We start from the raw sequence: 12,620 nt of genomic DNA on the forward strand, positions 1-12,620 counted from the left end.
GTCATACGGCCCGCAGGGCGGGCGCCGAGCCGTTGGTCAGCACCGCCTGCTGCAGCTCCTGCAGCTCCTGCGAAGGGTCCAGGCCGAGGTCGTCACTGAGGATGGTCCGGACGTTGCGGTAGGCCTGCAGCGCCTCGCTCCGCCGGCCGCTCCTGGTCAGCGCGGAGATGAGCCGGCCGTGGAACCACTCGTGGTGCGGGTGCACGGTCACCAGCGACTTCAGCTCCCCGATGAGCTCGCGGTGTCGCCCGAGCCGCATGTCCGCCTCGATGCGCAGCTCCAGGGCGTGCAGCCGCTGCTCCCCCAGATGGACGGCGTACGCGGTGAGCAGCGGCCCGCGCGGCACGTCGGCCATCGGCTCGCCGGCCCACAGGTCCAGGGCCCGGGACAGCTGCCAGGACGCCTCCTCATAAGAGCGATCGTGCAGCAGCCGCCGCCCCTCGGAGGCCAGGTGCTGGAAGAGCCGCACATCAAGCTGCTGGGGGCCGAGCGGCAGGAGGTAGCCGAACGGCCTGGTCAGCAGCGTCACCTCACCGGACAGCTCGCGGTCGATCGCCTTGCGCAGCTGGTAGACGTACGTCTGGGCGGTGGTCAGCGCGGTCTTGGGCCGCCCGGCGTCCCACAGCTCCTCCATGAGGCTCTCGAAGGTGACCACCTGGTCGGCGCGGGACAGCAGCAGCGCGAGAATCTGGCGCAGTTTCGGGCTGCTCGGAGTCCACACCTTGCTCCCCTCCGACACGGTGACCGTGCCGAGGACCGTGCAACGCACCATTCCAGGCGCCCCCTTTCGTCGAGCTGATCGCCTCTCAGAAACATAGGAACATTCGCGGCCGCGGGGCAAGATGCAAAGGATGTATTGAAGGATGTATTCCGAAATGGACCAGGGGTGTATCGCAGGGTGTAGACCTCGTCCGGCCTGGTTGTATTCGATTATATTAGGACGTACACCTCTGTCCTTCCCGGTGCGGCGCATTTATTTTTCGAAGTATGGTCACTCTTTCCGGAGTTCGCGCACGGCGTTGGGGATTACCCTTTTCGCTGGTCCGGCTCTGTCTGTCCGAGGCCCGTCCTGTCGTCCAGATCATCTTCCTGCTCAGGTTCGCCTCCGGCTCCGCGCTGGGCTCCGGCATGACCGCGAGCGTGCTGCTCGGCGCGTTCGCCTGGGAGTGCGCGGTCGTCTTCGTGTATCTCCTGAACGGCGTTACCGACGTCGTCGAAGACGCCGTCAACGCCTCCCGGCGACCCATCGCCCGCGGTGCGCTCCCGCGCGGCTTCGCCCGGGGCTTCGCCTTTCTCGCCGGCGGCCTGGCGCTGCTCGCGGGGCTCGCGATGGGCGCCGAATTCTTCGCCGCCATCGCCGCGTTCATGCTGCTCGGCTATCTGTACAGTGCTCCGCCGTACCAGCTCAAGCGCCACCCCGCCGGAGCGGCCGTCGTCGTGACGCTGGGCGGGCTGCTGACCTACTGGGGCGGCCTGGCCAGCGGCGACGGCACGACGGGCGGGCTGTTGACCAACTGGGGCGACGGCACGCCGGGTGACCCGCTGCTCGCGGCGGGCGTCCTGGCCGTGGCCATGTCGCTGTGGATGGGCCTGGTCGGCACGCCCACCAAGGACTTCTCCGACACCGCAGGCGACGCCGCCGCCGGGCGCCGTTCGGCGGCGGACCTGTTCGGGGCGTCGGCCGTGCGCCGCGGTGTGGGCCTGACGGCCATCGCGCTGGGCGGCGCGTACCTGTACGCCGCGTCGGCTCTCGCCCCGATGCTGGTCCCGGCCGCCGCCGTCACCTTGGCCGGCGCCATCGTCCTGGCCGTCCTCGCGGTCAGCCCTCTGTCGAGGGGGAGCAGGAAGGCGGCGCGGCTGCCGTACCGGGTGTTCATGGCGACCCAGTACGGCACGCACCTGGTCGTAGCCCTCACTCTGTGAAGCGAGCCGGGTTCCTGGGCCTGGCGGAGGCGGCCGGGTCAGCGGGCGGCGAAGTCCTGAGTCCAGTAGAGCTGTCCCTGCGCGTCCTTGGCCGCGCCCACCCCGATGAGGGTGTACGAGCAGTTCATGATGTTCTGCCGGTGACCGTCGCTGTTCATCCAGGTCCGGACCACCTCGGCCGCCGACCGCTGGCCCATGGCGATGTTCTCGGCCCAGGCCGAGCCGGTGAAACCGGCCGCGCGCATGCGGTCGACCATGTCGCGGCCGTCCTGAGAGTCGTGGTCGAAATAGTCGTTCTTCGCCATGTCGGCCGAGTGCCCGAACGCGGCCTTGCGCAGCCGGGCGTCGTGCTTGAGGGGTTTGCAGCCACCCTTGGCCCGCTCGGCGTTGGTCAGCCGGACGACCTCGTTCTCCAGTGACGTGCCGACGGACGTGATGGACGCCTTCCGCTCGGGAGTCGCCGGCGTCTCCGTCTTCCGCGTCGTGGGGGAGGGGGTGACGCACGTCAGCCGTACGGCGTTGGACCTGGCTGTGCCGCCCCGGTAGTCGGTGGCGACCGCGTAGTACGTACCCTGCTTGCAGGGCAGCCGCAGAGCGATGCGGTTCTTCCTGGTGGCGCCGCTCTTGACGACCGGATCGGTGCCGGGGACGGCACGCTTGACCTGGACGCGTAGCAGTGCCGGGTGCACACAGCCACGGCGGGCGGCCGCGGTCTGGATCCTGAGCGCGGAGATGTTCGGCCTGACCACGCTCACGCGGCACTCGTCCGATTCAGCGGCCGGCCGGGGAGCCGGCTTCCTGGTCTGTGCCGGCGTCGAGGTCGGCGCGGTCACCTCGGGCACCGCTCCGGCCGCTTCGACCGGCGGCCGGCTGACGGACGGGGAGCAGGCGGCGAGGCTGGCGACGGCGGCGAGTACTCCCAGGGGTCTACGCATGGGTTCCTTCAGCGGCGGGGAGAGGATGGTGGTCCCGCATTCTGCCGCGCCATTACCGGACTTGTCACGCAAAACTGGACATTTCACCTGTGATTAATGTCAACCAGGCGCCCGAGAGGCGTCCATGGCGCTTCGGCGTCCTCCTGGCCGGCGGCCGTGACGCCGGGGCGTTCCGCCGCGGTCACCGGCTCCCGTGCGGGGGCGACGCCGCGGGCTGAGGGATCTCCGGCGAATCGGCTCGCCCACGGCGGATGAGGTACTCGGCGGTCGCGAGGGCGGCCGCGCCGAGCAGCACCTCGCTGACGGTGGAGACCAGACGGCTGGCCAGGGCCACCACCGCGGCGGCCGGGGCGGGCAGCACCACGGTCAGCGCGGCCGTGAGCACCGCCTCGCGGACGCCGATCCCGTCGGGGATGAACACGCTGGCGATGCCGACCGAGGTGGCGAGCGTGAACGCGCCGACACACAGCATGAGTGAGCGGGGCGGAGACGCCCCCATCGCGATGGCCAGGGGCCACAGGTGCAGCCCGGTGACCACCCAGGACAGGCTCTGCCAGGCGACCGCGAGTCGCACTCCCCGGACGGAGGCGACCTTGGCCGCCGCAGGGCGCCGCAGCAGCCGCAGCAGCAGCGCGGAGCCCTGGTTGACGATCTGCGGGCGCACCAGGACGAGCACGATCAGCACGGCGGCTCCGGCCAGCCACGCCGCCCGCGCCCCCAGCAACTGCACGCCCGCGAGCAGCCCGACCGTGAACCCGCTCAGCAGCACCAGGCTCATGACGAGCGCCGCCGTGGTCATCAGCCTGCCGAAGGTGACGCCGTTGGCCGTGGCCACCTTGGCGGTGGCGAGCATGCCGGGCACCCGTCCGGGCACGTACTTGGACAGGAAGCCGACGAAGAAGATCCGCACCACGCGCGGCTCGCTGACCGGGGGACCGATCTCCAGCAGCACGACGCGCCAGCCGAGGAACCCGAGCGACAGTCCCGCCATGCTCGCCAGCAGCGAGCCGCCGAGCAGGAGGCTGATCTGCCCGGCGTCGCGCCGGGTGAGCAGGACGCCGACCACGCTCCAGTCCAGCCGGGACATCGTCCACGCGATCGCGGTCACGACGGCGAGGGCGAACGCGGCGACCAGCGCCAGCTTCACCGGGCGGGGCAGCCGGGGCAGCCTGATCGATCTCACTCGCCTGTCCCAGCCGACGGTGCGGGGGACAGGCCCGTCCTGACCGGCTCTCCCCGGCGGCGGCCCAGCTCGTAGGCGACGCGCAGCAGTCCCACGCAGGCGCCGAGGAAGAAGGCCGTGTGGAAGCAGAGCTGCATCCAGCCGACCCAGAGCCCGAAGCGGGCGCCTCGGTAGCGGCGGGCGAAGCCGATGAACGCGCGGTTCATCCAGAGGAACACCGCGAGCGTCGCGGCCGGCACGGCCAGCAGCCAGGGGCTGATGAGCGCGAGCGGCAGGGTGAGGAACGTGGCCGTCGCCGAGGCGGAGGAGACCCGGGGTGGTTTGCGCTTGCTCTGGCCCGTTCCGATCATGCTGAGCTGGAAGCCGACCTTGCCCTCACCCCGCAGCCGCCGCGCCCGCACCATGATCAGCGGAAGCGTGGTGGACCGGACGAACCGCTCCGCCAGGCACCCCCAGAACCGGTCCTCGTCGTCGGCCTTGGTGACCACGGAGGTGGTGACGACCAGCCGGTAGCGGGCCGGGACGCGGGTGCCGAACTCGAAGTCCTCGCCGTCGCGCAGCCGTTCGTCCAGCCCGCCCGCCTCCTCGAAGACGTGACGCGGGATCAGGGTGCAGGACAGGAACGTCGCCGTGGTCTGGCTGCGCTCGTAGTGCTCGCACAGGACGCGATAGCGTTCGACCGGGCCGTCGTCGTACAGCGGCTCGATGTCGTAGATGCCCTGGACCATGCCGCAGTCCGGCGTCTCCCGATACGCCTTGACCGCGTTGTGTATCGCGTCAGGGGCGAGTGCCGTGTCGGAGTCGACGAAGAACAGCAGCGGAGCCGAGCTGCCGGCCACCCCGAGGTTGCGGGCCCCCGCCGGGCCCTGGTTGCGCGGCGACTCGATGATCGTGCACGGGAACCGCCGGGCTGTTTCCAGCGAGCCGTCGGTGCTGACGTCGTCGACGACGATGACCTCGACCGGGCGGTAGGTCTGCGCGTACACGGACTCCAGGCAGGCCCGCAGGGTTCTGCGCTTGTTGTAGTTCGGCACGATGACCGCGACATCACCACGCCAGTCCATCTCGTCAGGCATATCCGTTCCCTTCGTCGGTCGGGCGCAGCACATGGTCGTGCCGGTCAGGACACCGACACGACCATGCGCTGGGCCCGATGGTCGGACAGCCTCTCAGCGCCGGGCAGCTCGTAGCTGTGCACGGTCACGTCGGGACTGGTGTACAGCCAGTCGATCCGCCACAGCTCGGCGGTCCCGGCCAGGTAGGTCGCCGGAAAGAGGGACGAGAGCGCGGGCGTCCTGTCGATCAGCCGCTCGGGGAGCAGGCGGCGGATGCCCATCGCCGGGGAGGTGTTCAGGTCGCCGGCGAGCACGACGGGATGGGGGTTGGCCGCCATGTCCGCGCCGATGGCCCGGTAACTCGCCTCCCGCCGCAGGGTCTTGCTGAAGGCGACGTCCCGGGACTCGGCGTCGTACAGCCGCCATTCGAGCGGGGGCTGGGCGATCTGGGGGTCGTAGAAGGAGACGACCGTCCCGTTGACGTCGATGTCGGTGCGCAGCGTCTCGACCGTGTAGCCCTCCGGCCAGCTCCGCAGCGCCTCGGGGATCTCCTTCTGGTCGGACGGCAGCCACGGGCGCAGGTCCAGGCCGCGGTGACCGACGATCGGGAACCGCGAGAGGGTGATCTGCTCGCCGGACACCGCGACCTGGTAGCCGGGGAACTCGCGGCGCAGCTCGGCCAGCTTGTCGATGCGCGTCGCCAGATCGGCGGTCCAGCGCTGGGACCACATGTCACCGGCCTGGGTGTTCACGTACAGGTACTCCGTCAGCAGGTAGACGTCGGCGTCCAGCTTGTGGAGGTAGGTGTAGAACTCGGGTGAGTAGCGGTCGCCGTCGGCCGTGCGCCAGTCCTGGTCCCAGAACTCGGTGTTCCAGGCGGCCACGGTGATGGCTCCCGGGCCCGCGGGCGGCGGCGTGTACCAGAGGGTGGCGTAGTTGACCCCGCTCAACCCGGCGCCCAGCACCGCGGTGACCACCAGCAGCGACATGATGCGCCAGCGCACCGGGCGGGCCAGCGGCGCCACGATCAGCAGCAGCACGGGGACCACCAGGAACAGCGGCGGCGGTATCAGCTCGATCGGGGCCCACAGCGAGGTGCGCCCGCTGGCCAGCAGGTGGCAGAGCACGAAGAGCAGCCACGCCACCGAGGCGGTCACGACCAGCTTGGTGCCCCAGCACCAGCGCCGCCGCGGGCGGACGAAACGCCTGACACGTTCCGCCCAGGACCTTTCCGGCTGGGGCGGCGTGGAGATGAGCCGCTGCTCGGTCACCGCGTCCCCGTCGCTCATCAACACCATCCTCGGTGGGTGGGCCGGCGTCGAACGTACTGAGGAGTTCTTGTCGCATCCTTGTCAGCGTTCGGTGCGACAAGAGCGACAAGAAAGGGGCAAGCCGCCGTGCCTAGCGTGAATCGGACGCAAGGTCTGACACGGCCAATGGAGCACATCATGAGTCGAGAGCACCCCCTAGTCTCGGTCATCATCCCCAGCTACAACCGGTCCGACGTGTTGCGACTCTGCCTGGACGCGGTGGCGGCACAGACCTACCCGCATATCGAGGTCATCGTGGTGGATGACTGCGGCACCGAGGACGCCGCGTTGGTGGCCGCGTCCATGGGCGCCAAGGTGGTACGCACCGAGGTCAACGGCGGCCCGACCCCCGCGCGCAACCTCGGCGCCGAGCACGCCACCGGGGAGATCCTGTTCTTCCTCGACGCCGACATCGCCCTCGACCTGGACGCCGTGGCGAACGCGGTGCGGATCTTGACGTCCCACCCGCGGATCGGCGCCCTGGGCGGCATCCTGGGGCCCGAGTCGCTGGTCTCGCAGAGCCTGGCCGCCCAGTACCGCGCCCTGCAGATGCACCGCTGGTGGATGCCCGCGCACCGGCCGACGCTCGAGCTGCACGCGGCCGTGCTCGCGGTGCCCACCAAGGTGTTCGCCGAGATCGGCCCCTTCGACCCGCGGCTGCGCGAGACCGTCTCCTCCGACTACCGCATCCGTGTGACGCGGTCGTACACGGTGAAGCTGAGCGACGCGATACGCGGCCGCAAGGACCACGACGCCACCGTGGGGACGATCCTGCGCAAGGTGCTCCGCCGCGCCCGCATCAGCGCGCTGGACTGGCACAAGGGGGAGACACCCGGGGACTCCGTGCCGCGCGCGGTCGGCGGCGCCCTGCTGCTCGCCGCCGTCCCGGCGCTCGCCCTGCCCCTGGTGGCGGGCCGCGCCGGCGCACTCGTCCCGCCCGCGCTGGTCGCCGCGGCCATAGCCCTGGACGCGGGCACCCACCGCTTCGCCTACGCCCAGCGGGGCGTCGCGTTCGGCCTGTACTTCTCCGGCGTCCACCTCGCCGTCACCTTCACCGGCGCCCTCGGCGGGGCGATCGGCGTCCTGCAGCGGCTCGCGCTCGCCCGCCTGGAGCCGCCCGCCCGTACTCCTGCGGCCCAGGACTGAACGGCCATGCGGATCATCGGCACCGGCTCCGGCCGGACGAGCGGAGGGGAGCGGTGATGACGCCGCCCGTACGGCCACTGGTCTCGGTCATCGTGCCGAACTACAACTACGCCCGCACGCTCGACCTGTGCCTGAGCGCGCTGGAGCGGCAGACGTACCCGAGCATCGAGGTGATCGTCGTCGACGACCGCAGCACCGACGACTCGGTGGAGATCGCCCACCGGCACGGGGTGCGGGTCGTGGTCACCGACACCAACATCGGCGCCCCGGCGGCGCGCAACCTCGGCGTCGAGCACGCGGGCGGCGAGGTGCTGTTCTTCCTCGACTCGGACCTGGCGCTGGCCGAGGACGTCGTCGAGCACGCGGTGGACCTGCTCACCGCCGATCCGACCCTGGGGGTGGTGTGCGGCACCTACGACCCGGAGCCGCTGATCCCCGACAGCCTCGTCGAGCGGTACCGCAGCCTCCAGCTCCACTACTGGATCTCCGGCGACGAGGGCGAGATCACCACGATCTACTCCGCGCTCTTCGCCATGCGGGCGGAGGTCTTCCGCGAGGTGGGCCCGCTGAACCCCGCGCTGCGCCACAGCGAGAACGCCGAGTACGGCCACCGCGTCACCCAGCGGTACCGCATCGTGCTGGACAACAGGATCAGGGGCAGGCACGACCATGACGACCGGCTCAAGGTGGTGCTGTCGAAGTTCTTCCACCGCGCGCGCCTGCACATCCCGCTGTACCTGCGCCGCCCGGACTTCAATGGCGGCCCGGCCAACAGCAGCCGCGGCTGGGGCTCGCTCGCCGCGCTGTTCGCCGTGCTCACCGCGCCGCTGCCGGTGGTGCTCGGCCCGGTCTGGCTGGCCGTGCCGCTCGTGCTGCTGGCCGGCTCGATAGCGGCGGACCTGGGCATGTACCGCTTCGTGTGGCGTTATGCCGGCCCGATCTTCACCCTGTACTTCACCGCGGTGCACTTCCTGGTGAACGTCACCGTCGCGGTGGCGGTGTTCGCCGGCGCGGCCCAGTGCCTTCTGTCCAGCCGGTTCCGTCGCACGTACGACCTCACGTCGGCCGAGGTGTGAGCGATGACCGAACAAGGGCCCCTGGTGTCGGCGATCGTGCCCAACTACAACTACGCCGCCTCGCTGAAGCTGTGCCTGGGCGCGCTGCTGGAACAGACCTACCGGCCGATCGAGCTGATCGTCGTGGACGACGGCAGCACCGACGACTCGGTCGAGATCGCGCGGCGGCTCGGTGTGCGGGTGATCCGCACAGAGCACAACATGGGCGTGGCCGGCGCGCGTAACCTCGGCGTCGCGCACGCGCGCGGTGAGATCCTGATATTCGTGGACTCCGACGTGGCCCCCTACTCCGACGCCGTCGAGGTGGCGGTGGGCATGCTCGCCGCCGATCCCGGGCTCGGCGCGGTGTGCAGCATCCACGACCCCGAGCCGCTGATCCGCGACAGCCTCGTCGAGGAGTACCGGGCGCTGCAGTACCACTACTGGACGGCCAGTTCCGAGGGGCCCATCTCGTTCCTGTTCCCGGCGCTGATGGCGATGCCGCGCCGCGTGTTCGACGACATCGGGCCGTTCAACACCCGCCTGCGTGAGACGGAGGAGGTCGACTACGGTCACCGGCTCACCCAGCGGTACGAGATGGTGCTCACCACCGCGGTACGCTCGCGGCACGATCACGACGACAAGCTGTTCAGGCTGCTGCGCAAGCTGTACCGGCGGGGGCGCGCCCGGGTGCCGCTGTACGCGCGCCGGCGGCGTTTCGCCCGCGGGTTCGAGACCTCCAACCGGGCCGGCGGCAGCCTCGCCGCACTGGCGGCGGTGGCCGCGTTGCCGCTGGCGGTCCCGTTCGGCCCGGCCGGCGCCGTGCTCGCGGGCCTGGCTCTGGCCGTGTCGCTGCTGGCCGACCTCGGCATGTACCGCTTCGTGCTGCGCAGGCGCGGGCCGCTGTTCCTGCTCTATTTCGGCGCCGTGCACTTCCTGGTGAACGTGACCATCGCCGCCGGGGTGGCGGCCGGTGTCGCCCGGTGGCTGTGCTCGGCGAGGTTCCGCCGGCTCTACGACCCCGACCTGACCATCCGCCCCTCGGCCACCGGAGAGGCGGCCACGTGACGGCTCCCCTCCGGGCGCCCGACACCGCACAGGCCGTGACGCGCCTTCGCCATTTCTGGCGCGCGCCGGGGGCACGCCGGAGGATCCCGCTGGTGCTCTGCGCGGCGACCGCCTGGCTGGTGTTCGTGGTAGCGCACCGCGTCCTGTCCGGCCGGGTGTGGTGGTGGCAGATCCCCGAGCTCGTCCCGCCGCTCGCGTTGGCGGCCGTTCCCGTGGTGCTGCTCCTCGCGGCCCTGGCGGCGCGCCGAGCGCGCCGGGCGGCCGCCGTGGTGGCGCTGGCGTCCTTGGTGCTGGGTGCGGGCGCGAGCGGGCTCAACCTCGCCGCGCTGTGGCACCGCGCCGCCCCGGCTCCGACGGACGCGATCAAGGTGTTCTCCTGGAACACCTGGTACTGGGACCAGTCCGTGGACAGCGCGATGCCCCCGCCCACCGGCACGCCCCCACGGGACGTCGCCGCCTTCTACCGCTACCTCCACGCCCAGGACGCCGACGTGCTGCTGCTGCAGGAGTACGTCTACTTCGACGCGGACTCCCGGCCGGTCCGGGTGAACGACCTGGACCGTTTGCGCCGGGAGTTCCCCGGGTTCCACATCGCCACGGCGAGCGAGATGGTGACGCTGTCGCGGTACCCCATCGTCTTCGAGCGCGGTATCAACCTGGAGGTGGCGGACAGCCGGGACACGCCCGTGCCGCCCGGCTCCGATTGGCCCGGCTTCTACACGGTCAAGACGCTCCGCACGGACCTGCGCGTCGGGAGCCGGACCGTCTCGTTCTACAATTCCCACATCAACTCGCCGGTCGACCCGTCCGCCGGCGGTCTCGACCTGCTCAGTCTCAACCGCACGCAGCACGAGGCCCGCAAGGCCAACCTGCGCGCGCTCGCGGCCGACGTCCAGGCGAACCCGCTGCCCGCCGTCCTGGCCGGGGACTTCAACGCCTCGCCCGCGATGGGCATCCTGCGTCTGGTGCCGGGGCGGATGGCCGACGCCACCCCGGCGCTGCGCTCGCTCTACCCCGCCACCTGGGACGACCGGTGGCCGTGGTGGCGGATCGACTGGGCGTACACCACGCCGGAGGTCACCGTCCACGACTATCGGCTGGTCCGTTCGAACGGCCTGTCCGACCACAGCGGGCAGCGGCTGGTCCTCTCGCTCAGCCGGTGACCTGGGCGTACACCAGGCCGGGCCGCCCGGCCGGCCGGGTCAGCGGGTCCGTGCCGGCCCGCAGGATCGTCAGATGCAGCGCACGCAGCTCCGGCCCCGGCTCGATGCCCAGGTGGTCGGCGAGGTATCGGCGCAGGCGGGCGTACAGGGCCACCGCCTCCGCGCCGCGTCCGAGGGCGTACAGGCCGCGCATCAGCATGCTCGCCAGGGGCTCCGCGAGCGGGTAACGCGGCACCAGCGGGGTCAGCTCGGTGACCACGATGTCGGGACGGCCCAGGCTCAGGTGCGCCTGGGCCCAGGTGACGAGGGCGCCGACGAACTGCTGCTCGATGCCGTACCGCATGCGCGCGGCCCACTCACCCGGGATGCCGGTGAGGGGCGCGCCGCGCCACAGGTCCATCGCCTCGGCCAGCAGCCGGGTCCGGGCGAAGTCGTCGCAGGCGCGTAGCTGCGCCTGCTTGGCCAGCAGCCGGAACCGGTAGGCGTCCACCCGCTCGGGGTCCACCTCGAGGGCGTAACCGCCGTTCCGGCGCTCGATGGAGATCCGGGTCGCGGCCAGCGCCTTCCGCAGGCGGGTGATGTGGGCGTACAGCGAGTCGGTCGCCCGGTCCGGCGGATCGTCCCAGACCCGCTCGATCAGCGTGTGCAGCGACACGGGGTGGCCGGCGTCGATCGCCAGGGCGGCCAGCACCGCGCGTCGCTGCGGCGGTCCCAGGGGGACGCGCCGGTCACCGACGGTCACCTCCACCGGTCCCAGTAAGCGGACGTCCATCGCCTTCCTCTCACACATCGTTGTCACAGGTGGACGGCCGTCGCCAGGGACGGATGGTGGACGAGCACGAGCGTCACACCCAGGGTGGCGGCCCACAGCATCGAGTTCGCGACCATGACGCGGTCGCGCAGCAGCACGCGCACCGGGTCACCGCCCTCCTTGTCCAGGAGCTGCATCTGCAGGTACCGGAAGAGGGCGAAGAGCGCGAAGGGAGTGGACAGCATCATCGCCGTCTGGCCGTGCTCCGGGCCGAACGGCCCCTCGTCCCGCAGGTACATCAGGCCGGAGACGAGGGCGAGCACGGAGGCGATCTGCAGCAGCCAGTTGGTCAGCTCCATCGAGTAGCCGCGCAGCGCGGGCCGGTGGACGGCCCCGCCCTCCAGCAGTTCCTGACGGCGCTTGCCGATGAGCAGCAGCAGGGACATCGAGAACACCGTGATCAGCAGCCAGGAGGGCACCCGGTCTCCGGTCACCTCGTACCCCTGCACGACGCGCAGGACGAAGCCGGCCGCGACCGTGCCCACGTCGACCAGCGGAATGTGCTTGAGCAGGCGGCTGTAGGCGACGTTGAGCACGAGATACACCAGCACCGGCCAGGAGGTGAGCGGGTCCCGGGCGACGACGGCCGCGAGCACCGCCATCAGGACGGCGCAGCAGGCGCTCGCGGTCAGGACTCCCACGCGACCGGACGCGATGGGACGGTCGCGCTTGACGGGATGGAGGCGGTCGCGGTGCCGGTCGACGATGTCGTTGAGGATGTAGACGGCGGCGGAGGCGACCATGAACGCCACTGTGGCCCAGATGATCCCGACCACCTCGGCCAGGCTGGGAGAGGGCGTGCCGATGAGCGCCACGGGCACGAGAAGGATCGCCTTGGCCGCGTGGGAAGGGCGGATCAGGGCGGCCAGATCCGCGACCAGGCGGGTGCGGGTTTCGACGGGCCGCTCCTGCGCCGCTTCCGGACGCTGCGGGCTCTCTGGGACGTCAGCCGATTCGACAAGGCGCATGCT

The 12,620-nt window shown here is 71.0% G+C and carries 12 protein-coding genes; 5 read left to right on the plus strand and 7 right to left on the minus strand.

Going from position 1 to position 12,620, the window contains the following annotated elements; translation table 11 throughout:
* Position 1 precedes the first annotated feature (1 nt).
* Positions 2-772 carry an AfsR/SARP family transcriptional regulator gene (locus KME78_RS48380; protein ID WP_219536748.1) on the minus strand — a complete coding sequence of 257 codons (771 nt, stop codon included), beginning with the start codon at positions 770-772 and terminating at the stop codon, positions 2-4.
* A gap of 215 nt (positions 773-987) precedes the next feature.
* Here KME78_RS48380 and KME78_RS48385 point away from each other — a divergent pair, with 215 nt between their 5' ends.
* Positions 988-1,923: a UbiA family prenyltransferase gene (locus KME78_RS48385; protein ID WP_219536749.1), complete on the plus strand. Its 936-nt coding sequence runs from the start codon at positions 988-990 to the stop codon at positions 1,921-1,923.
* Between the two features lie 38 nt (positions 1,924-1,961).
* Here the strand turns inward: KME78_RS48385 and KME78_RS48390 are convergent, their stop codons facing one another.
* From KME78_RS48390 to KME78_RS48405, 4 genes are all read right to left on the minus strand, one after another.
* Positions 1,962-2,858, minus strand: a complete 897-nt coding sequence (locus KME78_RS48390) for a CAP domain-containing protein (RefSeq protein WP_219536750.1) — start codon at positions 2,856-2,858, stop codon at positions 1,962-1,964.
* A 181-nt stretch (positions 2,859-3,039) separates the two neighbouring features.
* A complete protein-coding gene (locus KME78_RS48395) occupies positions 3,040-4,041 on the minus strand; it encodes a lysylphosphatidylglycerol synthase domain-containing protein (RefSeq protein ID WP_219536751.1) in 1,002 nt (333 codons plus the stop codon).
* On the minus strand, positions 4,038-5,117 hold the full coding sequence (locus tag KME78_RS48400; protein WP_219536752.1) for a glycosyltransferase: 1,080 nt from the start codon (positions 5,115-5,117) through the stop codon (positions 4,038-4,040). Before KME78_RS48400 ends, KME78_RS48395 begins: the two co-directional genes overlap by 4 nt.
* 44 nt (positions 5,118-5,161) lie before the next feature.
* On the minus strand, positions 5,162-6,385 hold the full coding sequence (locus KME78_RS48405; RefSeq protein ID WP_219536753.1) for an endonuclease/exonuclease/phosphatase family protein: 1,224 nt from the start codon (positions 6,383-6,385) through the stop codon (positions 5,162-5,164).
* A gap of 159 nt (positions 6,386-6,544) precedes the next feature.
* Between KME78_RS48405 and KME78_RS48410 the strand changes: the two genes are divergently transcribed.
* The 4 genes from KME78_RS48410 to KME78_RS67620 are packed head-to-tail and all read left to right on the plus strand — an operon-like array spanning position 6,545 to position 10,838.
* Positions 6,545-7,552, plus strand: a complete 1,008-nt coding sequence (locus tag KME78_RS48410) for a glycosyltransferase family 2 protein (protein WP_219536754.1) — start codon at positions 6,545-6,547, stop codon at positions 7,550-7,552.
* Between the two features lie 56 nt (positions 7,553-7,608).
* On the plus strand, positions 7,609-8,628 hold the full coding sequence (locus KME78_RS48415; protein WP_219536755.1) for a glycosyltransferase family 2 protein: 1,020 nt from the start codon (positions 7,609-7,611) through the stop codon (positions 8,626-8,628).
* A gap of 3 nt (positions 8,629-8,631) precedes the next feature.
* Positions 8,632-9,675 carry a glycosyltransferase family A protein gene (locus KME78_RS48420; protein ID WP_219536756.1) on the plus strand — a complete coding sequence of 348 codons (1,044 nt, stop codon included), beginning with the start codon at positions 8,632-8,634 and terminating at the stop codon, positions 9,673-9,675.
* Positions 9,672-10,838 (plus strand): endonuclease/exonuclease/phosphatase family protein, encoded by a 1,167-nt coding sequence (locus KME78_RS67620; RefSeq protein WP_219536757.1) that lies wholly within the window; start codon positions 9,672-9,674, stop codon positions 10,836-10,838. Before KME78_RS48420 ends, KME78_RS67620 begins: the two co-directional genes overlap by 4 nt.
* On the opposite strand, the gene KME78_RS48430 is transcribed toward KME78_RS67620, so the two are convergent.
* Both KME78_RS48430 and KME78_RS48435 read right to left on the minus strand, forming a co-directional pair.
* The gene (locus tag KME78_RS48430; RefSeq protein ID WP_219536758.1) at positions 10,828-11,610 is read right to left on the minus strand and encodes an AfsR/SARP family transcriptional regulator; all 783 of its coding nucleotides are present in this window, start codon (positions 11,608-11,610) and stop codon (positions 10,828-10,830) included. The two genes, KME78_RS67620 and KME78_RS48430, sit on opposite strands and share 11 nt — an antisense overlap.
* 23 nt (positions 11,611-11,633) lie before the next feature.
* Complete coding sequence (locus tag KME78_RS48435) at positions 11,634-12,617, minus strand: UbiA prenyltransferase family protein (RefSeq protein ID WP_219536759.1); 984 nt, start codon at positions 12,615-12,617, stop codon at positions 11,634-11,636.
* Positions 12,618-12,620 lie beyond the last annotated feature (3 nt).

Origin of the sequence: Nonomuraea guangzhouensis, from assembly GCF_019396345.1 — a bacterium.
Classification (GTDB): domain Bacteria; phylum Actinomycetota; class Actinomycetes; order Streptosporangiales; family Streptosporangiaceae; genus Nonomuraea; species Nonomuraea guangzhouensis.